The organism is Microbacterium sp. NPDC057741, assembly GCF_042798735.1.
In the GTDB taxonomy this organism is placed as follows: domain Bacteria; phylum Actinomycetota; class Actinomycetes; order Actinomycetales; family Microbacteriaceae; genus Microbacterium.
In genome coordinates this window covers 393,951-417,959 of record NZ_JBHVJW010000003.1, presented here as the reverse complement: position 1 = coordinate 417,959, position 24,009 = coordinate 393,951, and the positions used below count along the sequence as shown (strand labels likewise).

The 24,009-nt window shown below is 68.3% G+C and carries 19 protein-coding genes; 6 read left to right on the top strand and 13 right to left on the bottom strand.

All coding sequences use genetic code 11. From position 1 onward, the window contains the following. Positions 1-12 precede the first annotated feature (12 nt). Genes ACFVDO_RS12910 through ACFVDO_RS12895 form a run of 4 tightly spaced genes read left to right on the top strand, consistent with a single transcriptional unit; the run spans position 13 to position 3,858 of the window. Complete coding sequence (locus ACFVDO_RS12910) at positions 13-834, top strand: WecB/TagA/CpsF family glycosyltransferase (RefSeq protein ID WP_378857768.1); 822 nt, start codon at positions 13-15, stop codon at positions 832-834. Then, positions 827-1,537, top strand: a complete 711-nt coding sequence (locus ACFVDO_RS12905) for a hypothetical protein (RefSeq protein WP_378857769.1) — start codon at positions 827-829, stop codon at positions 1,535-1,537. The genes ACFVDO_RS12910 and ACFVDO_RS12905 overlap by 8 nt, the downstream gene beginning before the upstream one ends. A 6-nt stretch (positions 1,538-1,543) precedes the next feature. Then, positions 1,544-2,833: an MFS transporter gene (locus ACFVDO_RS12900; RefSeq protein ID WP_378857770.1), complete on the top strand. Its 1,290-nt coding sequence runs from the start codon at positions 1,544-1,546 to the stop codon at positions 2,831-2,833. Continuing rightward, entirely contained in the window at positions 2,830-3,858 is a 1,029-nt protein-coding gene (locus tag ACFVDO_RS12895; protein WP_378857771.1) for a hypothetical protein, read from the top strand. The genes ACFVDO_RS12900 and ACFVDO_RS12895 overlap by 4 nt, the downstream gene beginning before the upstream one ends. Positions 3,859-3,862: 4 nt before the next feature. On the opposite strand, the gene ACFVDO_RS12890 is transcribed toward ACFVDO_RS12895, so the two are convergent. Then, positions 3,863-4,309 (bottom strand): VanZ family protein, encoded by a 447-nt coding sequence (locus tag ACFVDO_RS12890; RefSeq protein WP_378857772.1) that lies wholly within the window; start codon positions 4,307-4,309, stop codon positions 3,863-3,865. Between the two features lie 39 nt (positions 4,310-4,348). Here ACFVDO_RS12890 and ACFVDO_RS12885 point away from each other — a divergent pair, with 39 nt between their 5' ends. Continuing rightward, the gene (locus tag ACFVDO_RS12885) at positions 4,349-5,299 is read left to right on the top strand and encodes a glycosyltransferase family 2 protein (protein ID WP_378857773.1); all 951 of its coding nucleotides are present in this window, start codon (positions 4,349-4,351) and stop codon (positions 5,297-5,299) included. Beyond that, the gene (locus ACFVDO_RS12880) at positions 5,296-6,474 is read left to right on the top strand and encodes a glycosyltransferase family 4 protein (protein ID WP_378857774.1); all 1,179 of its coding nucleotides are present in this window, start codon (positions 5,296-5,298) and stop codon (positions 6,472-6,474) included. The genes ACFVDO_RS12885 and ACFVDO_RS12880 overlap by 4 nt, the downstream gene beginning before the upstream one ends. On the opposite strand, the gene ACFVDO_RS12875 is transcribed toward ACFVDO_RS12880, so the two are convergent. The 12 genes from ACFVDO_RS12875 to ACFVDO_RS12820 form a co-directional block, all read right to left on the bottom strand. Continuing rightward, positions 6,411-8,408 carry an O-antigen ligase family protein gene (locus ACFVDO_RS12875; protein ID WP_378857775.1) on the bottom strand — a complete coding sequence of 666 codons (1,998 nt, stop codon included), beginning with the start codon at positions 8,406-8,408 and terminating at the stop codon, positions 6,411-6,413. The genes ACFVDO_RS12880 and ACFVDO_RS12875 overlap by 64 nt on opposite strands. After that, complete coding sequence (locus ACFVDO_RS12870) at positions 8,405-9,118, bottom strand: hypothetical protein (RefSeq protein ID WP_378857776.1); 714 nt, start codon at positions 9,116-9,118, stop codon at positions 8,405-8,407. The genes ACFVDO_RS12875 and ACFVDO_RS12870 overlap by 4 nt, the downstream gene beginning before the upstream one ends. Further along, positions 9,115-10,329, bottom strand: coding sequence for a glycosyltransferase family 1 protein (locus ACFVDO_RS12865; RefSeq protein ID WP_378857777.1), 1,215 nt, complete (start codon positions 10,327-10,329; stop codon positions 9,115-9,117). Before ACFVDO_RS12865 ends, ACFVDO_RS12870 begins: the two co-directional genes overlap by 4 nt. A 58-nt stretch (positions 10,330-10,387) precedes the next feature. Further along, positions 10,388-11,479: a glycosyltransferase family 2 protein gene (locus ACFVDO_RS12860; protein ID WP_378857778.1), complete on the bottom strand. Its 1,092-nt coding sequence runs from the start codon at positions 11,477-11,479 to the stop codon at positions 10,388-10,390. Further along, complete coding sequence (locus ACFVDO_RS12855) at positions 11,476-12,921, bottom strand: lipopolysaccharide biosynthesis protein (protein ID WP_378857779.1); 1,446 nt, start codon at positions 12,919-12,921, stop codon at positions 11,476-11,478. Before ACFVDO_RS12855 ends, ACFVDO_RS12860 begins: the two co-directional genes overlap by 4 nt. After that, positions 12,914-14,056 carry a glycosyltransferase family 4 protein gene (locus ACFVDO_RS12850; protein ID WP_378857780.1) on the bottom strand — a complete coding sequence of 381 codons (1,143 nt, stop codon included), beginning with the start codon at positions 14,054-14,056 and terminating at the stop codon, positions 12,914-12,916. The genes ACFVDO_RS12855 and ACFVDO_RS12850 overlap by 8 nt, the downstream gene beginning before the upstream one ends. A gap of 68 nt (positions 14,057-14,124) precedes the next feature. Beyond that, a complete protein-coding gene (locus tag ACFVDO_RS12845; RefSeq protein WP_378857781.1) occupies positions 14,125-15,234 on the bottom strand; it encodes a DegT/DnrJ/EryC1/StrS family aminotransferase in 1,110 nt (369 codons plus the stop codon). Then, entirely contained in the window at positions 15,231-15,857 is a 627-nt protein-coding gene (locus ACFVDO_RS12840) for a NeuD/PglB/VioB family sugar acetyltransferase (RefSeq protein ID WP_378857782.1), read from the bottom strand. The genes ACFVDO_RS12845 and ACFVDO_RS12840 overlap by 4 nt, the downstream gene beginning before the upstream one ends. A gap of 2 nt (positions 15,858-15,859) precedes the next feature. Then, positions 15,860-16,975: a DegT/DnrJ/EryC1/StrS family aminotransferase gene (locus tag ACFVDO_RS12835; protein ID WP_378857808.1), complete on the bottom strand. Its 1,116-nt coding sequence runs from the start codon at positions 16,973-16,975 to the stop codon at positions 15,860-15,862. Positions 16,976-16,992: 17 nt separating this feature from the next. After that, positions 16,993-17,988, bottom strand: a complete 996-nt coding sequence (locus ACFVDO_RS12830; protein ID WP_378857783.1) for an NAD-dependent epimerase/dehydratase family protein — start codon at positions 17,986-17,988, stop codon at positions 16,993-16,995. Continuing rightward, complete coding sequence (locus ACFVDO_RS12825) at positions 17,985-19,034, bottom strand: Gfo/Idh/MocA family protein (protein ID WP_378857809.1); 1,050 nt, start codon at positions 19,032-19,034, stop codon at positions 17,985-17,987. The genes ACFVDO_RS12830 and ACFVDO_RS12825 overlap by 4 nt, the downstream gene beginning before the upstream one ends. A 112-nt stretch (positions 19,035-19,146) precedes the next feature. After that, the gene (locus ACFVDO_RS12820; protein ID WP_378857784.1) at positions 19,147-23,904 is read right to left on the bottom strand and encodes a DUF4082 domain-containing protein; all 4,758 of its coding nucleotides are present in this window, start codon (positions 23,902-23,904) and stop codon (positions 19,147-19,149) included. Between the last annotated feature and the right edge of the window lie 105 nt (positions 23,905-24,009).

The following is a 24,009-nucleotide window of genomic DNA, read 5'->3' as shown; positions in this document are numbered from 1 at the left end:
GGGGGATCAGTCGTGAGCGCTGATGAAGAGGACGCCACCACGCGCGTCTCGATGGCGAGGAGCCGGCTGGCGGGCGTGCCCACGGTGCGGATCGCGGGCACTGACGTGCATCTGGTGCGTGGGGATGACGCGATCGACATCATCACCGCTTCCGCGAGCGCGCCGTCTGAGCGGCAACTGGCGGTCATCTCGATCAATCTCGACCACTATCACCACTTCCCGTCCGGTGATCGCTCCGACCCGATCGCGCCGGAGCACTTCAACCTGATCGATGGCGCACCGGTCGCGGCGCAGGCCGGGCGCATGACCGGCGCGAAGCATCCGCGGCTCGCAGGCAGCGACCTCATCGACGGCATCCTCGACAAGGCATCCGCCGGCAGGCTCTCGATCGGTGTCATCGGCGGCAGCGAGGAGGTCACCGAGCCGCTGCGCGAGCGACTCGCGCGGGACTGGCCCGGCATCCGCTTCGCCGGGCATTGGACCCCGTCGCGTGAGGATCTCGCCGACGACGGCGCGCAGCGCGACCTCGCGGAGCGGGTCCGCGCAGAGAAGGTCGACATCCTGCTCGTGTGCCTCGGCAAGCCGCGCCAGGAGCACTGGATCGACCAGTACGCCCGGTTCACCGGCGCGCGGGTGCTGCTGGCGTTCGGAGCGGTAGTGGATTTCCTGGCCGGTCGTGTGAGCCGTGCCCCCGGGTGGATCGCCGGCGCAGGTTTCGAGTGGGCCTGGCGACTGCTCCGGGAGCCGCGTCGGCTCGCCCGCCGCTATCTCGTGCAGGGGCCGCCGGCGTACCTCGCCGTGCGGCGTTCATCGCGGGGAGGGCGACATGCCTGAGGAAGCGACCTCCGGAACGGATGCCCGTTCCGGACTGACTCGCGGCATGAAGGCCGCGATCGCCGGCGTGGCCGTCGTGATCGCCGCAGCGGTGGTCACGATCGTGCTGCTGTGGAGTCCGTGGGATGCACCGGGTGCCTCGACGCCCGGGCATCCCGCGGCAGGGACGACCGCCGGTGCGACATCGCCGGGAACGGACGACGGCGCATCCGGATCCTCCAGCGGGAAGCCGGACGCGAAGCCGGCGGAACCGAGCCCCGGCCCTTCGCCGGATGCGACACCGCGGAAGGGCTCCGAGGTGCTTCCCCCGTCGGCGACACCCGGCACAGGGCTGCCGCCGCTGAAGCAGCCCGATCCGCTGATCTCGGCGCCGCTGCCCAAGACCGCTGCGAAGAACGGTGCGCTGGTGAACGGCTTCCCGAGCAGCGTGCTCGGCCCGATGAAGGGATCGACCGTGATCTCCAGTTCGATCGCGACCGAGGGCAAGCACATGCAGGTCACGCTGATCGCCGTGGCGCCGAAGGCGGAGAAGGACATCGCCGCCCACTACGGCAAGCTGTGGGCGGACTTCGGTCTGCAGCGCGGTACCACCGCCGACGGCGCCCTGCAGTACACCGGCGCTTTCGAGTCCGTCACCCTCGCTGTCGAGCCGTCCGGCACGGGCAACCGGTTCACCCTGTTCGGCACGTTCCGGGTGAAGTGACCGGCTGTGTACATCTCGTTCTCGAACAAGCCCAAGGCCACCGATGCTCCGGATGAGTCGGATGCGCCGCCCGCGAGCCACGGCACGCGAACGGTCTCCTCTACCGTGGTGGCCTTCGGCATCGTGTCGATGCTCACCGATATCTCGTCGGAGTCGATCACCGCGGTGCTGCCGCTGTATGTGACCTCGTTCCTCGGCATGTCGATGATCGCGTTCGGCTTCCTGGACGGGCTGTACCAGGGTGTCAGCGCACTGGTGCGCATCGCCGGCGGGTATACCTCCGACCGGCTCGATCAGCCGAAGTGGGTCGCGTTCGTCGGCTACGCGATCGCGGCCGTGGCACGTGTGGGTCTGTTGTTCGTGTCGGGGCTCGGCTCGCTGACGGCGGTGATCACGGCGGACCGCATAGGCAAGGGCATCCGGACCGCGCCGAGGGATGCCGTGATCACGGCCTCGTCGGATCCGGACAACCTGGGCACGTCTTTCGGTGTGCACCGCACGCTCGACAACATCGGCGCGGCGGTCGGACCGTTGCTCGCGTTCTTCATCCTGTTGCTCATTCCGGATGGGTACGGCGCGATCTTCGTCGCCTCGCTGGCCTTCGCGATGATCGGTGTGACGATCCTCGGACTGTTCGTGCCGAACGTTCGCACCCGGCCGCGCGTGGAGGGGCCGAAGGGTGAGAAGACCGCGCGCCCGAAGTTCGACTGGAAGGTCGTGACCTCCGGCCCCATGCGACGCGTCCTCGCGGCCGCCGGCATCCTCGGGCTGCTCACCATCGGTGACGGGTTCGTGTACCTGATCCTGCAGGACCGAAGCGACTTCGCTGCGCAGTGGTTCCCGCTGCTGTACGTGGGCACGAACGTCGCATTCCTGACGTTCGCGATTCCGCTCGGCCGGCTGTCGGACCGGATCGGCCGGGCGCGCGTGTTCGTGTTCGGGCACGTCGGCCTGCTCGGTGCGTACCTGATCGCTGCGTCTCCGATCGCCGACATCGCCGCCACTCTGCTGTGCCTGCTCTGCCTGGGCGCGTTCTACGCGGCGACTGACGGCGTGCTGGCCGCCCTGGCGGCGCAGCTGACCACGCCGGAGACGCGCGGCACCGGCATCGCCGCGGCGCAGACCGTGGTGGCGGTGAGCAGGTTCCTCTCGGCCGCGGGATTCGGCATCCTGTGGTTCGCGATCGGCCGTGAGGCGTCGATGCTGATCGTCTCAGCGCTGCTGTTGGTGGCGATCCCGCTGATCGCTCTGCTGCTGCGCCCCTACCTGTCCCGCCCACGTACGGCGGCTTCATGAGCGCCCGGATGAAGTGGCTGATCATCGCGTTCGTCTCAGCCCTCGCGCTGGGCGCGACCGCGATCGTCGCGCTGGTCGCCTGGTCGGACTACCGAGCGCGACAGGACGCTCCCTCGTCGGTGCAGACGTCGGACGGCGGCACCCCGACCGGCGACCGCATCGTGTTCCGCAACACCGCGTCCGGGCAGGGCTACGGCCTGGTGGCATCCGTGCCACTCGATGACCCGGCGGGGAGTCGCTCTCTGACCGACATCGCCTGCGATCGCGTGGCCGCGAGCACGTCGCTGCTCTCGTGCCTGTTGTCCGAACGCGGGATCGCCCCGACGTACACGGCCAAGGTCTATGACGCGGCCGGCGAGGAGAAGGCCAGCAGCCCGCTGCCCGGTGTGCCCAGCCGCACCCGGTTCTCACCGGACGGATCGCTGCTGTCGACGACGTCGTTCGTGAGCGGGCACGCGTATGCATCGATCGGATTCTCGACGGAGACCAGGATCACGTCGATGAGCGACGGCACCGATTTCGGCAATCTCGAGGACTGGACTCTGCTGATCGACGGAAAGCAGAGCGCCCCCGTCGACCGCAACTACTGGGGTGTGTCATTCATCGACGACCGGTCGTTCTACGCGACGGTCGGCATGACGACCATCGGCCAGACGTATCTCGTGAAGGGCGACATCGCGAAGAGGACGATGAGCACCGTCATACCCGATGTCGAATGCCCGTCGCTGTCGCCGGACGGCACGAGGATCGCCTTCAAGCGTGTCGTGTCGGGTTCCGGTGCGACGGTGCACTGGACACCGGCCGTGTACGACATCACCTCCGGCGAGATCTCGGTGCTGGATGCCGAGAAGCGCAGCATCGACGATCAGATCGTGTGGCTCGACGACAAGACCCTGCTCTACGGGATGCCGGGCGAGGAGCCCGGCGACACGGATGTGTGGAGGCTCGCCGCGGACGGCTCAGGGAAGCCGTCGGTGTTCATCGCGCACGCGTGGTCGCCGACAGTGGTGCGGGGGGACGGATGATCGGTCAGCGAGCGGATGCCGTCGCGCGTGCCGCGGCTCGCGCCCTCTTGTGGTCTCGCCGCAGGACGAACAGCCAGGCCGCGAACGCCCCGATCGCCGCGCCGAGCGTGTTCGCGACGATGTCGCGCAGGCTCGCCACCCGGTCGGGGATGACGATCTGCGCGATCTCGACGCCGGCCGACAGCACCAGCGCGAGCAGCGTGCCGTACCACGGATGCCGGAACAGCAGCGTGAGCAGGAACCCGAGGGGCAGGAACATGAGGACGTTCGCGGTGAACTCGACCCATCCGGCGCCGAAGGATGTCATGCCTAGGTCGGCGCGGATCCAGTTCCAGATCGCGGCGATGATGTCGGAGTACGACACGGGCAGCAGCACGATCAGCGCCACGACCACCAGGTACGCGGCGAGCGCCCATCTCACCCAGATGCGCCGGTGCACGAAGATCTCCACACGTGAACTCTCGCACGTCCGGAGCGGAGGCGAGAACTGATGACCGACTTCGCCGGCCCACAGGAGCACGCCGACATCGCCATCGTCATAGTGACGTACCGCAACGCCGATGACATCCCGGGGCTGATCGCGTCCTTGCGTGCGGATGCCGGCGACCTGCGTCTGCGGGTCATCGTGGCCGACAACTCGCCGACGGATGAGACCAGAGCTGCGGTCGAACAGCATCCCGATGTGATCTGCGTCGCGACCGGCGGCAACGTCGGCTACGCAGCCGGCATCAACATGGCGATGGCGCATGCCGGAGCTGCGGAATCGATCGTGGTGCTCAACCCGGATCTCGTCGTCGAGCCGGGGTGCCTGGCGGCGCTGCGCGCACGGCAGCGGCAGTCGGGCGCCGGGATCGTGGTGCCGCGCATCCTGGACGACGAGGGGCTGACGCCCTCGCTGCGCTGGGAGCCGTCGCTGCTGCGGATGCTGGGAGACGCACTGTTCGGCGGGCACCTGCGAGGCCGCCCGCAGCGCCTGAGCGAGATCGTGTTCTCTCCCGACGCGTACCGGACGGCGCACACCGCAGACTGGGCCACCGGAGCCGCGCTGCTGATCGATGCCGAGACGGCCGCGGTTGTCGGCGCGTGGGATGAGCGGTTCTTCCTGTACTCGGAGGAGACGGACTTCTTCCGGCGCGTGCGCGCGAACGGCGGCACGGTCTGGTTCGAACCCACCGCGACCGTGCATCACCGTCAGGGCGGATCGGGCTCGTCGATCGACCTGGACCGGCTGCAGACGGTGAACCGGATCCGCTACGCGCGCAAGCACCACCCGCGCATGATCGCCACCTTCTACCGCGGCATGGTCGTGCTGCACGAGCTGCTGCGCGTGGCGAGTCCCCGCCACCGCGCCATCCTGCGCACGGTGCTGTCGGAGAAGTCGTGGGCGCGGCTGCCGAAGGCGGCTTGGTACCCGAGCGCTGTCTCAGAGGAGGTCGCATGAGCGAGTCGACCCGCCCGCTGCGGGTGCTCTACAGCTTCGCGCACGCGCTGGACTGGCCGGGCATCGCCACGACCGCCCTGAACCAGATCCGCAGTCTCGCGCGTCGGGGCGTCGAAGTGGAGCTGTACTGCACCTCCGTCGGCGACGCGGACCTGCCGACGTCGGTGCATGTCACCCAGACCATGGTCCTCGCGGGCCGGCGCATCCCGCATCGCGTTCTCGGCGTGCAGAACGCCTATGACCGGCATGACCGGATCGTGGCGAAGCGGCTGAAGAACGGGCCTCGTCCCGACGTCGTGCACGTCTGGCCGCGAGCGTGCCTTCGTACTCTCACGGTGGCACGACAGCTCGGGGTGCCCGCAGTACGGGAATGTCCCAATCCGCATACGGCGAGCGTCTACCGGGAGTCTGCCGCAGCGGCGGCGGATGCCGGCGTCCCGCTGCCCTCCGGGCACTCGCATGCGACCGATACGAAGGTCCTGCAGCTGGAATCCGCGGAGTTCGCGGCGGCCACAGCGCTACTGGCGCCCTCGCACTATGCGGCGGAGAAGTACCTTGAAGAGGGGATTCCTGCCCGGAAGGTTCTGCGTCATCGCTATGGCTGCGATACGGCGGCGTTCTTCCCCGATGAGCGCCACCGCAGCGCTCCTGGGCCGCTGCGCGCGTGCTTCCTCGGTCGCGGCGACCCGACGAAGGGCCTGCACATCGCCCTGCACGCCTGGCTGGACGCCGGGCTGCCGCCCGGGTCCACACTCGATGTCGCCGGAGCAGTCGAGACGGGATATCGCAGCGCGCTTGCCGCCGAGTTCGCTGACGAGTCCATCCGCGAACTCGGATTCGTCACGGACACAGCGGCGCTGCTGCGGTCCTGCGATGTGCTCGTACTCCCGACCTGGACCGAGGGCAGCGCGCTCGTCACCTACGAAGCACAGGCGAGCGGCTGCGTCCCCCTGGTCACCACCGCATCGGGAAGCTGGGGGCGGGACGGAGCAGACTTCGTCGACCACACGGTGGGCGATGCTGCAGGGCTCGCCGCAACCCTCCGATCGATGGCGTACGACGGCGAGCGTCTCAGCGGGATGCGCGAGCATCTGATCGCCAATACAGCCTCCTACTCGTGGGATGCGGCCGCCGCCGACCTCGAGAGCGCGTACCTGTCCGCGATGTCTATGTGAGTGCGCCTGCGCGGACGGAAGCGCGCGAGGAGCTTCCCGATCTCGGCGCTGCCGGCAAGCGTCACAGTCAGTACGAGCGCGGACAGAATGATGCCGGCAAGCGCGTAGTCCCGTCGAATGCCGACCAGGAACACCTCGGGAGTCGTGAATCCGTCCTGCAGCACGATCGTCTGCGCACCCCGGCGCACGCCTGCCTCCTGCTGCAACTCCTCGAGTTTCGCGGCGAGCGCATCACGCACGAGTTCGGCGTTCCGAGCTGCGGTCTGCACATCGGCAGCGCGCGTGGCGATGCTGAGGTTCTCGCTGCTCTTGGCTCCCGCGACGTCGCTGAACGGCGCGAGCGATCCCTCGCCCAGCGCCACCTGGTAGTAGTCGACGCCCTGCTCCCTCAGCGCGGCACGCATCTGGTCGTCATCCATCAGCATTGCCATCAGCTCCGGTACGGGCTGGCTGTTGATCCGCTCGTCGTAGACGTTCTGCCCTGAGGCGACAGCCACCCCGACCGTGACCGTCCCTCTCGCCTCGTACACAGGTTCCGCTCGCCACATCATGTATCCGAGCGGCACGACAACGAGCAGTACGGCGGCCACGGCCCCGAGCACCCACCGACGCAGCCGCGTCGCCCGTCGGGACTCAACGGTCGGTGGCCCGTGAAACTCGGCCTTGAACGCGGCCGCGAGTCCGATGACCACGCTCGTCATACCCATCGCCGTGGGAAACCCGAACATGTCGAAGGTCACCGACAGCAACGCCGCGGCCGCGAGCGAGGTGAAGACCGACAACGCGAGGGCGCGACGGCTCCGCCCACCACGTGTGCCCCAGATGCTCAGACAGGCGATCATCGGAACCAGGAAAAGGAGGATCAGCATCAGCAGGCCGAGCACGCCCGCCTCGACGAGCGTCCCCACGTACTGGTTGTCCAGAACACGGTAGATGCCGGGGAGGAAGGTGGACGGTCCTCTCCCCAGCCACGGTGATTGCGCTATGTAATAGGACACCGCCGCATAGTCATCCACCCGGCTGCTGACCGAAGTATCCTCGGCGGCTCCCAGGAAGAGGTTGCTGATCGTGCCGACCAGCCCGGGGATGGCCAGCCTGACCGCAACCAGTGCAAAGGGGACGGCTGCGAGCAGGATCCACCGCTGCCGTCGGTTCGCAATCACGAATGCGAGCACGATGCCCAGCCCGAGCCCGATGGCTCCCGAGCGCGACACCGTCAGGAGGAGCGCGAGGAACATGAACGCCGGGGGCAGCCACCGTACGGCGCGCCTGCTCTCGACAAGCGCGAAGTAGAGCGACACCGGCAGGCAGATGCTGAGCACCGCCGCGAACTCGATCGAGTGCAGAGCGGTGCCGCTCACGCGGGTGAAGCCGGATCGGTCGTACAGCCCACCAGAACTCGAGTTTTGCACGAGACCGGGCAGATGCAGGATCTGCACGTAATCCAGGCCGGTGTAGAACTGGATGATCCCGAGGACGGCCATCACTCCGCCGGCGATCGCCACAGTGCGTGCGAGGGTGAGCACGAACCCCCTGGTTCGTGATGCGTCGATCGTGAACAGGATCACCCCGCACCATGACGCGATCGAGATCAGCCCACGGACCGAGGCGTTGACTTCTTCGGCGGAGATCGGTCGCAGCATCCCGACGGCGAACGCGGCCAGCATGACGCTGGCGAACAGCCCGAGGACCGTGCGTGTCGCTGAGCGCCGCGCGGGGTCGGCGCGGCGCGACAGCCGCAGCGTGATCCAGATCAGCAGCAGCCCGCAACCGACCAGTGTCGCCGGCGTCCCCGCTGCGCCCAGCGGCCCGACGACGTAGACCGCCGGTGAGGCGATAAGCACGGTGACGTAGATCTGCACCGCCACGACGGGGTCGATCACCCGCACGGCACGGGCGGCGAGTTCGCGCGTACCGGCGCGCTCGGTCGTCATGGTGCGGGCGTTCTGGGGAACAACTCCTCCGCCGGATCCTCAAGGTCCACCGGTTCATCCGCGTGCACCGGCGCCGAAGCGGCCGACTCATCGAGGATCGCAGTGAGATCCTTCTTCGATCGCCGCCGATCGCCGATGACGACGATCAGCAGCACGAGGACGATCACGCCGAGTGCGGCGAGGATGCCGTTGCGAAGCCCGTCCTTGTGATCCACCTCCGCCTTGACCGACCGGGTCAGCTGCGTGCCCTCGACGAGCGCGGACTTCGGGGCGCCGGCCGCCTCCTGCAGCGACAGGCTGCGGTCGAGCGTCTCCGTCCCGACCCGGTCGAGGACGTCGAATGCCGAGGCCTTGTCCGAGTCAGTCACAGTGATCAGAATCAGCGGCGCTGACACCGAGCCGTCGCGGACGACGGTGTACTCGAGCTGCTTGGAGTCGCCGACGAACCCGCGGACGGTCTCGCCGTCCATCATGCTCGTACTGACCGAGTCGAGCAGGATGCCGATTCCATTGCCCACCATCAGGAACGGATTCGCTGGAGCGCCCTTGTCGTCGACCGCGGCGGGCAGGAAGAGGTACTGCGCCTTCACGGAGTAGGTGGGCGGTGTGACCATGTAAGCGGCGACTGCTGCTCCGATCGCGACGACCACGCCGACGATGATCACGACGATCCAGCGCCGCAACAGACGCAGGAATGCACGAAGCGTCATCGAACACCCCTCTCCCCGCACGCATCCTCGACTGCGCGGACGAATGCGTCGGCGGCAGGCTGCCAGGATACCCCGCGCACGCTCTCGGACACTGTGCGAGGGCCGACCGATCGATGCCGTTCGTGTGCGGCGATGATCCCCTCAGCGAGTGCCGCCGGTGTCGGGCGCACCCATTCCACGTAGCGATTGTCCAGATCGGCCCTGCTGCCGGCGTGGTCGTTCACCACGGGAACCACGCCGGCCGCGAGGAGCTCGGTGGCGATCAGGGAGATGTTCGTGAACGACAGCGCCAGTCCCGCCGAGCAGCCGTTGTAGAGAAGATTGAGGTCGGCAGGACGCATGTGCGCGTGGACCTCGGCGGGGAACGGCAAGGAGCCCGGCTTGATTCCGAACGTGTGGATCGGGATGTCAGGACGCGCAGAATGGAGCGCACGCAGACCGAGCACCGCCAGTTCGAAGCCTCGGCGGGCGATACCCGGCTTGGCGTAGAACACCACGCCGGATCGCCGTTCAGGCGAGTCGACCCGATATGCCGATGTATCGCATCCGAACGGCGCCACCGTCGCCGTCACATCGTGGTTGGCGCGGAGCTCGTCCGCGACCATCCGTCCGATCGTGATGGTCGTGAATCCGAACCGGTAGCTGTCAGCGGCGAACTCGTATGCGGCACCGCGTGGGTAGAAGTACGGCTCGTAGTCCTGCGCCAGATACAGCCGGGCGCCAGGCATGTCGCCCCGGCATGCCAGCACGTGGGCGGTCTGCCAGGCGGTCGCGACATAGCCGTCGCATCCGCTCAGCCCGTCGGCGTAGTCCCGGATCTCGGCCTTGACATTCGGCCACCAGCTTCGCACCAGCCCGCGGTATCGCTCCGCGGAGCCGCCGACGCCGTCGTACACGTACAGCACGCAGCGATGACCTGCCGCCTCGAGCGCCTCGACCATCCGGAAGGCTGTGGTGTGCCCGCCGGATCCCTCGGCGAGGCCGCTGAAGATCCAGCCGATGGTCAGGGGCCGACCCGTCTCCGCTCCGGTCCCGGGCCATGCCCTCGGCGTGAGGCGCGAGTCGGCGACATCATCCGGAAGCAAATGGAGATCCTCCGCACGTTCGCCCCAGCGCTCGAAGGCCTTGCCGACCGCCTTCCTCCGCACGCCGGAGATCCCCTGCTCGCGGAGCACCTCCGCAGTGCGCCGCATCGTCGTCTTGATCGTCATCGGACTCCCCTCCCGTGTCGTCCTGTTCCCTGCATCGTTCCCTATCGCCCGCCTGTCGTCATAGGCCCGTCGCCCTCCAACGACGCGCACGGATGCCGCGGACGATCTTCTCCTTCGCGGCCAGGACGAACAGTGCCGGATCCGCCCTGCCCAGAGGCAGCGTGCCGCTCACAGCGCGCTCCGCCCGCCGAAGTGAATAAGGAGTCGTCCCGGGCGGCTGCACGTCTCGCGCGTAACGCAGATACTCGTCAGTCTCGGGCGTCCCTCCCCGTCCGCGCAGATACGCACTCGCGGTCCTCGTGCCGGCCTCCGCAGCGAGCGCTGTGCGGGCGATGCGCCACAGCCGGGCATCCTCGGCATGCGGAGACGCCTCGAAAAGCGTGCGGAACGCCGCCTCGCGCTCCTCGAGATCGGTCATCACATCGACCTCGCGGGCCGACAGGCTGTCGCCGTGCTCGCGATGCCAGGCCTGATCGCAGCCGGAGAGATGACCGACGTCCGATGCTCGCGCGATTCGGAACCACATCTCCATGTCGTGCGTGTGCGCGAGATCCCGTTGCCCTCCAACCTCATCGACCACGCTCCGACGCATGAGCACCTCCGGGGAGGTGATGCAGTTGACGCCCAGCCGGCAGCGCAATTCCAGCCAGCTCGACCCTGACCACACCGTGTAGCCGTCGACTCCGGTTCTGGCTCGCGGTGCCTCCCCGGCGAAGTGGATCGGATGCCCGTAGACGAGTCCCACGCCCGGATGCCGCTCTGCGAGCCAGGTCGACCGCGCCAGGGACCCGGGGGTGAGCATGTCGTCAGCGTCCAGGCGCACGAGGTACTCGGCGTCGACCTGTTCGAGCCCGTCGTTGAAGGTCGCGACGGGCCCCTTGTTGACCGCGTGCTGCACGAGGAGAACGCGGTCATCGCCCTTCGCGATCGCCCGCACCCGGTCGACGGAGTCGTCGGTGGAGGCGTCGTCGACGACGATCGCCCGTACCAGGACGCCCTCCTGCGTGAGCACGCTGTCGAGCGCTTGTTCCACAAAGCGGCCATAGTTGTAGTTGGGGATGACAACGTCGACGCGTGGCGACGAGCCCGCTTCGTTCGCGGCCGGCCCCTGTCCCCGAGCCAGGATTCGAGGCGTCCACAGCCCGGTCATGATGCCCTCACGGCCGTTGTCCGGCCTGCTCCACGCAGCTTGCGCAGGTGCTTCCGCGCCCACGGGAACATGCACGCCGAGTAGACGAGCACCGCGGCGAGACCGCCGACCACGAGCGAAAGAGCAGGAGCGGGCACCCAGATCCGCGCTCCGAGGGCTGCCGCGACGGCGGGAACGGAGGCGACGGTCGGCCACATGCACGCCCGCAGCACCGCGCCGACGGCGACGCCGCTGCGTCGCAGGGCGATCAGGTACGCCGGCAGCACGATGAGGATTGCGACCAGCACGTGCACCCACCCCGCTCCGACGAGCCCGTAGGCCGTGGTGCCTGCGATCATTCCGGCGATCAGTGCGACAAGCCAGATCACCTGGATCCAGAGAACGGGCCGCGAACGGCCCTGGGAGTATAGGAAGCCGGCGAACACGTCGAAGACGACGCGCACGGCGCCGTACACCCCGAGGGCGGCCAGGACAGGCGCCGCAGGCAGCCACTTCGGCCCGTAGACCACCTCGATCAACGGTGCGGCGAGCACGGCGAGCACGGCTCCGGCCGGCAGAGCGCCGGCCCAGGCGAGGGCGGTCATCAGCGCGAGACTGCCGGCTTTGTCCTCGGTGCGTGAGAAATAGGGCAGCGTCACCGCCCTGGCCACCTGGCCTAGTGCGGTCATCGGCCAGCTGGAGATGTTGAAGGCGAGCACGTAGAACCCCAGCGCGGTCGCGCCGGCGATGCGCACGAGGACGATGTTGTCGACGTTGAGCACACCCCAGGAGAGCAGGTTCGCTGCGGCGATCGGCAGACCGAAGGCGAGCACCGGGCGCAGTACGCTGCGATCGATCGAATATCGGGGACGGACGCGTGCCAAGGCGAACTGCATCACCAGCGACACAGTCTGCGCGACGACCCTGCCGATCGCCAGGCCCATCACGCCCATTCCGAGGGAGATCAGGCTCAGAGTCACGACCGTCGAGACGGTGAAGTCGACGAGGTTCACGAGGAACAGCTCGCGCTGCTGGAAACGTCGGGTCAGGAAGGCGAACGGAACAACGCCCGCTCCACCGAGGACGAGGGTGAGCGAGAGCACGGCGATCGCCGGCCCCGCCTCCGGACTGCCCATCACGCCGGCCAGGGCGCTGCTGCTCACCATCGTGATGACGGTCAGCGTGGCTCCGCTCACGAGTCCCAGCGTCGCGATCGTGGGCGCGATCCGCTCCGGCTCGTCGGATCGGATCACATCGGCGGACAGTCCCAGGTCGGCAACCGTCATCAGGATGCCCTGCACTGTGAGTGCGACGGCGTACACGCCGAACTGCTCCGGAGTGAGGATGCGGGCGATGACGATCCCGACCACGAGGCTGCCGAGCCGGAGCGCGATCGTGCTCGCGCCGCTCCAGGCGGCGCCGCGCGCCACCCGGCCGGACAGCGATTCCGCGCGCTCAGTCATGTCTGCCCACCACCCGGCGATACGCCGTACGCACCGCAGGAGCACGCATCGCGACGCGGAACCTGGCATACCTGGCAAGGGAGCCGACGACGGAGCGGATCGGATACCCGCCTCCGCCCTCCGCCGTGTCGCGGTACACGCGCTCGAGCTGATCGGCCGCGACGTCGAGGGAGAAGCGCTTCTCCACCAGCATCCGACCGTACTCCGCCAGGCGCGCCCGCTCGTCGGCGTCGTCGCGCAGCGCGGCGATGATCGTCGAGAACGGAACCACAGCGGCTCCCGCACCGAAGAAGCCGGTCTCGAAGAACAGTTCCGCGCTCTCGGGCGTCAACAACCGCCAGAAGCCGTCGGCGCCCTGCACGATCAACGGCTTCGCGTGCGCCAAAGCGCGCAGCGCGGAGCCGCCCATCCCGAACACGACATCCGCGGCGTCGTATACGTCACGGGGATCCTCGACATTGCCGAGAAGCCGCACGTCGAGCCCAGTGTTCACGGCGGCGGCTGCCGCATCCCGGACACTCTGCTCATCATCGCCCGCGCCGGCCACCAGTAGCACGGCCGGACCGGCGGCGTCGATCGCTGATCCCAACTCGGCGATCGCGGCGGCGACGCCTCGGGCCTTCTGATGCTCCCGGGAGAGCCGCCCGACCACCGAGATCACGAAATCGGAGTCGCGCAGCCCCAGGCTCCGCCGCGCCGTGGCGACGTCGCCAGGCTGGTCGTGTGCGGTGTCGATCGGCGGCTCCATGAGGTGCACCGGTCCAGGGCGGGGCGGAAGGCCGTCCAGGAGCCCCTTGGTCCCGACGAAGAGCGGCACGCAGTCCGGGATGAAGTCGGGTACGGCCATCGACATCACCGTCGTCACGTTGCGATGCGGGACGCGGGCCGCCACAGCCGCCGACACCAGCGATGGCGACGCCTCGTAGGTGTGCACGATGTCAGGCCGGAAGTCCCTGATCTCGGCGGCCATCGCCGACACCACGCGCGGCCGCAGAGAGTCGCCGGCGAAAGCCGGAGCCGCACGGTAGACGAGACCGCGTCCCGCGATGATGCTCTGCAGCTCACCTGGGGGCGCGTAGACCCTGACGTCGTGTCCACGGTCGCGCATGCGGGTCGCCAGATCGATCGCGTTCATCTGGCTCCCTCCCATGACGAGTTCGTGCGGACACACGAGGATCCGCAGCGCACCGGTCTCGCCGCCCGTCATGGCCGGTCCATCGCCCGCGCCAGCGCCGCCGCGACTGCCTCCTGCTGCTCCAGCCCGAGATGAGGGAACATCGGCAACGACAGGATGCGGGCGGCTGCGGCCTCTGCCACCGGGAACTCCCCGGGCCTGTGCCCAAGACCGGAGTATGCCTCGGTCCGAGGGACGATCGTCGGGTAGTGGATGCCGACGCCGATGCCTGCCGCGGCCACCTCGGTCAGCACACGGTCGCGCTCGGCGACCCGAACGACGTAGAGGTGCCAGACGTCCTCGTTGCCCGGTCGCACGGCCGGCAGCCGCACGCCGTCGATCTCGCCGAGCAGGTCCGCGTACCGTTCAGCGGCCGCGCGCCGCGCCTCGTTCCAGTCGTCGAGGCGGCGCAGCTTGGCACGCAGCACAGTGGCCTGCACGGCGTCGAGCCTGGCGTTCATGCCGATGTGGTCGTGCACGTACTTGACCGAGCTGCCGTGCGCCGCCAGGTTGCGGATCAGCGCAGCTGCGTCGTCGTCATCGGTCATGACTGCGCCGGCGTCGCCTGCGGCGCCGAGATTCTTGCCGGGGTAGAAGCTCGTCGCGGCGATGCGGCCCAAGGCGCCGGCCCTGCCGGCCGTCGAAGAGGCGCCCTGCGACTGCGCGGCATCCTCGATGAGCGCCAGGTCGTGCTTCTGCGCGATCGGCCGGATCCGCTCGATCGGGGCGGTCTGCCCGAACAGGTGCACCGGCACGATCGCCCGGGTGCGCGGGGTGATCGCGTCCTCCACGGCATCCGGGTCCATCAGCAGGTACTCGTCATCGACGTCGACGAACACCGGCACGGCGCCGATCCGCGAGACGGCCTCCGCCGTGGCGATGAAAGTGTTCGCCGGCATGATGACCTCGTCGCCGGGGTCGACGCCGACGGCACGGTAGGCGAGTTCGAGTGCATCGGTGCCGTTCGACACGCCGACCACGTGTGCGACGCCGATGTAGTCGGCGTACTCCTGCTCGAAGGCGTCCACCTCGGGTCCGCCGATGAATCCGGCCGAAGCGAGCTGGCGCTGCCACACCGGCAGCACCTCATCGGCGATCTCGGCCTGCTGCGCCGCCAGATCGAGGAACGGAACGGTCATCGCTTCTCCCCCAGGGGTCGTGCGGGCACACCGGCCCAGGTCTCATGCTCCGGAATGTCGGCGAGCACGACCGCGCCCATGCCGACCGTGGCATCCGCGCCCACCGTCAGGCCCTGCCTGACGGACGCGTTCATGCCGACGTATGCCGCTTCGCGAATGCGTACCGAGCCGCCGAGCGCGACCCCGGCGGCGAGGGTGCTGAAGTCCTCCAGCACGTCGTCGTGAGTGATCGTGCCGTTCGGCATCACCACGACATGACGGCCGATCCGCGCATCCGCTGTCACGACGACGGAGTCGAGCAGGATGCTGCCAGGTCCGACCTCGCTCGTCGCCCCGACGCGCGCGGAGCGCGCGACGAACACGCCGTACCGGTCGTCTCCGACGCCGGCCTCGGCCAGCCGCTGCACGACCTGGCGCCGAGCCACGCTCGGTCCGACGCACACCAGGAGCTGCTCGTCGCGCTGCGCGGCCAGGCCCACACCGCCGAGCACCGGCATACTGGCCATCTCGGTGCCGTGCCGTGCCGGGTCGTCATCGAGGATGCCGGTGACGCCGGCGATCCCGGCGGCGAGCACCTCGCGTGCCAGACCACTTGCCCCGATCAGCAGAAGACCCTCGGCCATGCTCACGCCCCCGGGTCGCGCAGCACCGCGATCACGCGGTCCTGGTCGGCGTCGGACAGGGTGTGGAACACCGGAAGGATGAGGGTGCGATCGGTGAGTCGCTCGGTCACCGGCAGCCCCGCCTCCGGCGTCAGGTCGCGGTACGGCGGCTGACGGTGCGAGGCCATGATGCCCCGACGTGCCGAGATGTCGGCATGCGCGAGCATCTCGAGCAGCCCTTCCCTGTCGGTGGAGTACTCGTCGCCGACCTCGACCCAATACGACTGGAAGTTGCCGGTTCCGTGCTGGGGATCCCGCACCGGGCGCAGGCCGGCGATCTGCGTGATCGCCTGGTCGTAGCGCGCCGCCAGCTCCCGGCGGCGCGCCACGATCTCGGGCAGGCGGCCGAGCTGCACCAGCCCGACGGCCGCCTGCAAGTCTGTCATCCGGAAGTTGAAACCGACCTCGGTGTACTCCTCGGCCGGCGGCAGGACCGACCGATGCCGGTCCGCCGCCGACACGCTCATGGCATGCTCGCGCAGGTGCCGGGCGCGCGCTGCCCAGTCCTCTCGGACTGTGGTGATCATGCCACCCTCACCGGTGGTGAGCAGCTTGCGCGGGTGGAACGACCATGCCGCGATGTCGGCACCCGCACCGACCGGACGGCCCTTGTAGGTGGAGCCGGCGCCGCAGGCGGCATCCTCGATCACGACGATGTCGAGCGGATCTGTGACCGCGCGCACGTCATCGAGATCGAGCGGCACACCGCCCTGATCCACGCCGATCACGGCGCGCGTGGCGGGCGTGAGCGCCGCACGCAAGGTCTCACCGGTGATGTTCCCCGTGACCGGGTCGACGTCGGCGAACACCGGATTCGCCCCGACGTATCGCACAGCGTTCGTCGTGGCGATGAACGAGAACGACGGGATCACCACGTCGTCGCCGGGTCCGATGCCTGCGACGACGAGGGCGAGATGAAGGGCCGTCGTGCAGCTGCTGGTCGCGACCGCGTAGGGCGCCTGCATCGCTGCGGCGAACTCCTCCTCGAAGCGCGCGACCCGCGGTCCCTGGGCGACCCAGCCGCTGGCGATCGCCTCGGCGACGGCATCTGCCTCCTCCTGGCCGAGCCAGGGGATCATGACGTTGATGCGGTCGCTCACGATGCCACCACGGTCCGGCCGGCGGCGATCTCCTCGCGCAGCGGACGCCACCACTCGACGAGCTGACGCAGCCCGTCCTCGACGCCGATCGTGGCCTCGAAGCCGAGGTCCTCGCGTGCCGCCGTCACGTCGGCAAGGCGACGGGCCACGTTGTTCACCGTGCGGGCCGGCCCGAACTCGACACCGAGGTCGGAGTCCATCACGCGCAGCAGCGCCTCGGCGAGTTCGAGCAGGCTCGTCTCGGTGCCGCTGGCGATGTTGTAGGTGCCTTCGACGACGTCGCTCTGCGCGGCGAGAACGTTCGCGCGGGCGATGTCCGGCACGCACACGAAGTCCATCGTCTGCTGCCCGTCGCCGAAGATCAGCGGCGGCTTGCCGTCGGCGATGCGCTCCATCCAGCGCACCAGCACCTCGGTGTACAGGCCGTGCACGTCCATGCGTGGTCCGTACACGTTGAAGTAGCGCAGCAGCACGTAGTCGATGCCGTTCATCGCGCGGAAGCTGCGGATCAGCCCCTCATTGAACGTCTTCGCCGCCCCGTACAGGGTGTCGTTGTTCTCGTGGTGGTGCCGCTCGGTGGTCGGAAACTCCTCGGCCATGCCGTACACCGACGCGCTGGACGCGGCGACGAGCTTCTTCACCTTGTGCGCGGCCGCTGCCTCGACCACGTTGAACGTGCCGTCGACGAGCACCTCGAGCGCCAGTCGCGGCTCCTCCGCGCACTGGGTGATGCGGATCGCGGCCTGGTGGAACACGATGTCCTTGCCTGCGGTGACCTCGTCGACCGTCTTGCGGTCGCGGATGTCGCCGTCGATCAGGCTCGCACGGCCCGTGGCGATGGCGTCGTCGAGGTTGGCGAGACGGCCCCGCACGAGGTTGTCGAGCACGTCGACATGCGCCGCCCCGGCATCCAGCAGCTGGTCGACGAGGGTCGAGCCGATGGTGCCGGCGCCGCCGGTGACGAGGATGTTCGCGCCTTCGATGCGGTTCATGACAGTGCCATTTCGTGAGTGTTGTCTACAGGGTGAGGAGCGCCCCCGTTCTCGAGGCTGCCCCTGGCGGCCTCGAGAACAGACAGGACGCGGAGGCCGGATGCGCCGTCGGTGCGCGCCTCGCGTCTTTCGCGGATCGCGGAGGCGAACTCGGCGGTCATGTTCGACAGCGCCTCCTTCTCGGGGAGCGCCGGCGACCAGGTGTCACCGAGCCGGTACGAGATGTTCGCCGCTCGGGCGTCGCTGGTGGTCGCCTTGGACTGCTCGGCGAGGTCGACGCCGCGGTCGTACACGCTCAGCCGCTGTTGCGGGTTCAGGTCATCCCAGACCAGGGTGCGCTTGGTGCCGCCGATCACCATCTGGCGGATCTTCGTGGGGCTGAGCCAGTTCACGTGGATGTGCGCGATCGCGCCGCCCTTCAGCGGCAGGGTGAGATACCCCACGCAGGACTTGCCCGTCTTCAGCGGGTCGGCGCCGTGCGCGGCGACCGACGCGGTGTCCAGTCCGCCCGGCAGGATGAAGTCGATGATCGAAAGGTCGTGCGGTGCGAGGTCCCAGAACACGTCGACATCGGGCTGGATGAGACCGAGGTTGATGCGCACGCTGTCGACGAAGAGGATGTCGCCGAGCTCGCCTGCGGCGATCAGCTCGCGGATCTTCAGTACCGCCGGCGTGTAACAGTAGGTGTGGTCGGCCATCAGCACCAGGCCGTTCGCCTTCGCCGCTTCCACCATCTCCACGCCCTTGGCGCGATCGGCGGCGAGCGGCTTCTCCACTGTGACGTGCTTGCCCGCGGCAAGCGCAGCCATCACGATCGGATGGTGCGTCCTGGCCGGCGTGGCCACGGCGATCGCATCGATCGTCGGATCGGCGAGCACCTCTTCGAGACTCGTCGAGATCAGCACACCGCCGACGCGGTCGGCGACGCTCTGCGCCCGCTCCGCATCGAGGTCGCAGATGACCGCGAGCTCCCAGTCCGGACTGACGGCGAAGTTCCTCGCCAGGTTGGGTCCCCAGTACCCCGCGCCGACAACGCCGACGCGCATGCGTGACTGCACCACGCTTCCTCCCCAGTTTCTCTCTCTGCTATCAGGACCACCCTCCCCGGCGGCCCGCCCTGTCTTCAGATCGACGGTTGCCGATCATCGAACAGTGACATCATCCTGCACCCGCGAACACGATCTCCGCATCCACGAAGTACGCGGACGAGTTCCACGACGAGGTCGGGAACCCGCCACCCGTGCCGTACCGGTACAGGCCGTTGGCCGGTGCCAGTCCGACGATCTTGCCGTTCGCACGTTCAGCCGAGAAGTAGCCCGACGCCGATGCGTAGTGCCCCTTCGGCGCGTAGTACGAGACCACGTAGGTCTTCGTCGGGTCGAGGGCGACCGGGCTCGCCAGCTGCGCGCGCTGCCAGCCGTTCGAGCTCTCCGACGTGAACGTCACCCGCGCCAGCACCGCGCCGTCAGAACTCCACAGCGTTCCCACGTGCGTGCCGGTGTTGCCCGTCCCCTTGTAGAACCGGATGGCGGTCGCCGAGCCTGCTTCCGTCACGCGGAAGGCGGTTCCCACCTCGACCGGATCCGTGTCCGCCGTGGACGGCGTCGCGGGCGCCGCGGTGCCGAAAAGGTTCCCTGTCGTGCCCTGCTGCGCTTGCGCGGCCGTGGTGAACGTCCACGAGTCGATCTCGGCGGCGTTCAGCACGACGGACACACGGTATCCCGTGCCAGCCTGCAGCGCAGCCGCCGGTGTGAACGTCACCGTGCGAGTGCCCGCGTCGTAGCCCACCGTGCCGGGGACTGTGACGCCAGCCGTAGTCTTCAGGGTGATCGAGGGCGAGCCGGTCGCGACGTCCCGATCAAACTGCGCGCTCACCGCCGCACCGACGAGCACATTCTGCGCGCTGCGCGCGGGGGTCGCCGTGGCCACCGTCGGAGCCGTGGCGTCTGCCGCGAATTCGACATCGACGAAGTAGTTCGTGCTGTTCCAGGTGCCGGTGGGCATAGTGCTGCCGGCCCCGTACCGGTACACCCCGTTGTCCGAGGTCTCAGCCGAGAGGACGCCGTTCGTGACCGGGCTCGAGAACCCGGCGCTGGTGTACGAATATCGCCCGCTCGGCGCGAAATACGACACCGTGTACACGGCGCCCGCATTCAGCTGAACCGGTGTGGAGAGCGCTGCACGCTGCCAGCCGGAGGTCGACTCGTTTGCGAAGGTCACTGTGGCGAGCAGCTCGCCGTTCGGGCCCCAGAGCGAACCGGTGTGCGTGCCTGTGTTGGCTGTGCCCTTGTAGAACCGGATTGCAGTAACCTGCCCGGGTGCGGAGGTGCGGAACGCCATCCCGAGTTCCACCGCGGCTGTGTCGGGGTCGGAGGCGATCTCGGGGACTCGGCTGCCGAGAAGTGTGAGCACCGGCGATCCGTTCGTGGCGGCGACGACAAAAGACCAGTTCGTGTCGGCGACGTCGCCACCTTGCGCCCCTGTCACGCCTGTCAGTGCGACCGTGACGGACGCGCTGGCCGGCAGCGCAGCGGCGGGCGCGAAGACCGCGCTGCGTCCGTCGGACGACCGTGACCAGGCACCAGCGACTGCCGTTCCATTCGCTTTGACCGTTCCGGTGAACGTCGCTGAGATCGGTGCGCTGAACGTCGCCGAGATTGCTGTGCTGCGTGTCACGTCCACAGTGCCGGTGACGGGTGTCGTCGAGACCAGATTCGGTGCCGGCGTTCCCTGCTCGAAGACGACATCCACGAGGTAGCTGGTGGTGGACGTCGAGGTCGGGAAGGCGTCGGCGTACGTGTATACCGCGCCCGATGCCGGGACGGTCAGCGGGCCGCGGGTAAAGGCGGCCGTGAACTGGCCGGCGCTGCTCGAGTATCCACCCTGAGGTGCCGTGTAGGAGGCGACGTACGTCTGTCCACTCTTCACCGAGACCGGCGACGACAGCTTGGCCGTCTGCCATCCGTAGACGGAATCGTCGGCGAACGTCACGGACGCCAGCTTCGTGCCGGTGGAGCTCCACAGCGCGCCAGTGTGGGAACCGCTGTTCCTGGTGCCCTTGAAGTACTTCAGCGCGGTGATCTTGCCGTCGCTCGCCGGGGTGACCTTCACTCCGAGTGTCACCAGGGTCGCATCCGGATCGGCGTCGACCATCGGGCGCGAGCTCTCGGAGAAGAGCGTGCACGGGCAGGTGCCGTCCGGAAGGTCCGCGGTCTGCGTGGTGAACGTCCAGGCCGCGTCCGCGGCCAGCGCGCCACCGCTCGTGTCCTGCGCCTGCGGCACCGCCGTGTACTTCGTACCGGCCGCGAGCGCCGCCGAAGGCGTGAAGGTCACGGTCTTCGTGGTCGCGTCGTACCCCACCGTGCCCGGAGCCGTCGTGCCGTCGGCAGCCTTGACGGTCAGGCCGACCGTCGACGCATCGACCGCCTTGCTGAAGCGCGCGGTTACGGTGCTGTTCAGCATGTTGCTGGTCGACGTCGCGACGGGTGTGCGTGCCACCACCGCCAACGGCGACGACGCTGCCGCGGTGAAGGTCACGTCGACGTAGTAGTTCGCATCACCGTAGGTGAGGGTCGGATAGTCTCCCGGATTGCCGTATACCCCGGGGCTCGCGGCACCGACTCCGGATGTCACTTCGAGCGGGGTCGAGGGCGTCGCCTTGTAGGGCCAGTAGTTCTCGTCGTACGCGTAGCCGCCCTTGGGCGCAGTGTAGGAGACGACGTATCCGACGCCCGCCTTCACGCTCACCGGTGCGGAGAACTGGGCCGTCTGCCATCCGGTCGCGGTCTCGTTCGTGAACTGCACCGATGCAAGCTGCTCGCCGGCCTCGGACCACAGCGTTCCGGTGTGGGTCCCCGTGTTGGTCGCGCCCTTGTAGAACCGCACTCCGTTGACATATCCGTCGGTGGTCGGAGTGAAGCGCTGGCCGAGCTCGACGGCCTGGTTGTCGGACGCGGCCGGCTGGGCAGGGATCCTCGTGCCCCACACGGAGAACGGGCCCGTCACATCGACCGACACCGAGGTGCCGTTCGCCGAGAAGTTCCCGCTGTCGTCGGCCGCGCGCGCGAGCAGCGTGGTCGCGCCGTTGCCCTGCTGCACATATGAGTACGACCAGTTCGTCGTGCCCGTGGCGGGGTGCCAGGTCGCACCGCCATCGACCGAGACCTCGACGCCGGCGACACGTCCGCCGACATCGGTTGCCGTACCGGTGATCGTGCGCGTCGTGCCGTGTGCGATCTTCTGCCCGAGCGTGGGGCTGGTGATCGAGGTCACGGGCGCCGTGGTGTCAGTGCTCTTTGTGGCGGCGACCAGGCCGGTCATCAGGGAACCCGGCTGTGCGCCCATGTCGGCGAGGAGGTTTACCTGCGCCTGCTGCATGCGAGTGTCGGCGGCCGCCCCGTTGCCGTCGTGTTCCTGATCCAGACCCCACCCCCATTGCACGGTGCCGGCACCGAACACCAGTGCGCCGCTGGGCGCGCGATACATCGTCAGGTGGTGCTCCGTGGTGCCGGGGACCACGACATTGCCGTAGTCGGTGAGGTACTGCGGTGTCGGGCCGACTGTCGTGGACAACCGGATCAGACCGGCGGGCCGGAACCCGTTGTCGGAGTCCTCGTCAGATTCGTACCCGATCGTGTGCGGAGCGAGAGCGGCCTTGGTCCCTGTGGCCAGGCTGGTCAGAGAGGTATTGCGCCAGAGTCGCAGCTTCCCCTCGTCGGAGTTCACGGTCACGGCGAGGTCATCATCGTTGACGAAGTACATCGTGCCGGTCAGGGAATTCTCGGGCAGGGTCCCGCCGTTTCCCGCGCCCGCGAACCGCGGGTCGCGCCACGTTCCCGTCCACTGCGATGTCGGGTCGATCTTCGCATTCGCCCACGTCTCCTTGTACGACACGAGGGTGCGATACGGCGTCTTCGACACATCGGCCGAGGGCTCGTAGCGCGTGCGCCAGTAGATCTCGTTGCCGGAGAGGAACTGCAGGTTCACGCCTGCGTCTCGAGCTGCCTCGACGTTCTTGCGCTGCGCACCGGACCAGTACTCGTCATGACCGACCGAGAGGAACACCTTGTGGTTCAGCAGCTGCGCGCCGTAGCGGTCGGTGTCGACGCCCGCCATGTAGGTCATGTCGTAGCCGTTGCGTTCCAGGAACCGCACTGTCGCGTACTCGGAGCTGAAGTAGAAATCCCGCCCCGCCATGCTGCCCCGAGTCGCGAACGGCCTGTTGTAGCTGATCTTGTACGACCGCCCGTTCGCGTTGCCCTGGTAGAAGTCAGACCCGCCGTACGTGTTGTACGCCTGCCAGGTCGGGTCAGAGGTCTGGAACACGACGTCGGACGTGCTGCCGTCATTGCGGACGATGAAGATGATGTGGCTCGCGCCGCCGGTGTCGGTGCGGGTGAGTTTGGCGACGTAGACGCCCGAGACGGCCGTGTTGGGCACGTTCCACGACGCCGATACCTTCCAGGTGCCGCAGTCGTAGAGCTCGGTGCTGACGTCGGAGATGCACTGCGGCTGGGTCTGCGGCAGTGCGGCGGTCACCGGCACGGACTGGATGAATCGGGCGCCCTTGCCCTGATACCAGCCGGTGCGGTAGATGTCGATGGTGTAGGCGCGAGCGTTCGTGTCGACCTTGAAGTCGATCTTGCTGCCGGCGTTGACGCTGATGTCGGTCGCGAAGCCCTGAATGCTGTCGTCGCCCGCGCCGTCGATGTCCCAGACGCTTGGATCGGTGCCCGGCTTCGAGTTCTCGCAGACGATCGGATTGATTGTCGGCCCGCAAGAGCTGCCGACGGCCTGTGCCGGTTCCGATGCGGATCCCGCGATGATGGCTCCCATGACGACCGCGAACGCGGCGATGAGCGCGACCACGCGCCGCGTACGGCTGGTGCGTACGCGCAGCTCCCCTGTACCCTGCATCTCCCCAAGTCCCCACTCGAGCAAGGTCGTCCACGCTGATGTGAACGATCCCCAGATAAAGAACCCCGAACTCGTGCGGTGATACCCCGGGTCGCACGGTTCGAA

Bases quoted from the DNA above. Each gene is read 5' to 3' on its own strand.
- ACFVDO_RS12895 (WP_378857771.1), top strand. From the start codon at position 2,830: ATGAGCGCCCGGATGAAGTGGCTGATCATCGCGTTCGTCTCAGCCCTC.
- ACFVDO_RS12840 (WP_378857782.1), bottom strand. From the start codon at position 15,857: ATGGCCGAGGGTCTTCTGCTGATCGGGGCAAGTGGTCTGGCACGCGAG.
- ACFVDO_RS12885 (WP_378857773.1), top strand. From the start codon at position 4,349: ATGACCGACTTCGCCGGCCCACAGGAGCACGCCGACATCGCCATCGTC.
- ACFVDO_RS12835 (WP_378857808.1), bottom strand. From the start codon at position 16,975: ATGATCCCCTGGCTCGGCCAGGAGGAGGCAGATGCCGTCGCCGAGGCG.
- ACFVDO_RS12880 (WP_378857774.1), top strand. From the start codon at position 5,296: ATGAGCGAGTCGACCCGCCCGCTGCGGGTGCTCTACAGCTTCGCGCAC.
- ACFVDO_RS12860 (WP_378857778.1), bottom strand. From the start codon at position 11,479: ATGACCGGGCTGTGGACGCCTCGAATCCTGGCTCGGGGACAGGGGCCG.
- ACFVDO_RS12855 (WP_378857779.1), bottom strand. From the start codon at position 12,921: ATGACTGAGCGCGCGGAATCGCTGTCCGGCCGGGTGGCGCGCGGCGCC.
- ACFVDO_RS12865 (WP_378857777.1), bottom strand. From the start codon at position 10,329: ATGACGATCAAGACGACGATGCGGCGCACTGCGGAGGTGCTCCGCGAG.
- ACFVDO_RS12870 (WP_378857776.1), bottom strand. From the start codon at position 9,118: ATGACGCTTCGTGCATTCCTGCGTCTGTTGCGGCGCTGGATCGTCGTG.
- ACFVDO_RS12830 (WP_378857783.1), bottom strand. From the start codon at position 17,988: ATGAACCGCATCGAAGGCGCGAACATCCTCGTCACCGGCGGCGCCGGC.
- ACFVDO_RS12820 (WP_378857784.1), bottom strand. From the start codon at position 23,904: ATGCAGGGTACAGGGGAGCTGCGCGTACGCACCAGCCGTACGCGGCGC.
- ACFVDO_RS12875 (WP_378857775.1), bottom strand. From the start codon at position 8,408: ATGACGACCGAGCGCGCCGGTACGCGCGAACTCGCCGCCCGTGCCGTG.
- ACFVDO_RS12825 (WP_378857809.1), bottom strand. From the start codon at position 19,034: ATGCGCGTCGGCGTTGTCGGCGCGGGGTACTGGGGACCCAACCTGGCG.
- ACFVDO_RS12850 (WP_378857780.1), bottom strand. From the start codon at position 14,056: ATGAACGCGATCGATCTGGCGACCCGCATGCGCGACCGTGGACACGAC.
- ACFVDO_RS12845 (WP_378857781.1), bottom strand. From the start codon at position 15,234: ATGACCGTTCCGTTCCTCGATCTGGCGGCGCAGCAGGCCGAGATCGCC.
- ACFVDO_RS12905 (WP_378857769.1), top strand. From the start codon at position 827: ATGCCTGAGGAAGCGACCTCCGGAACGGATGCCCGTTCCGGACTGACT.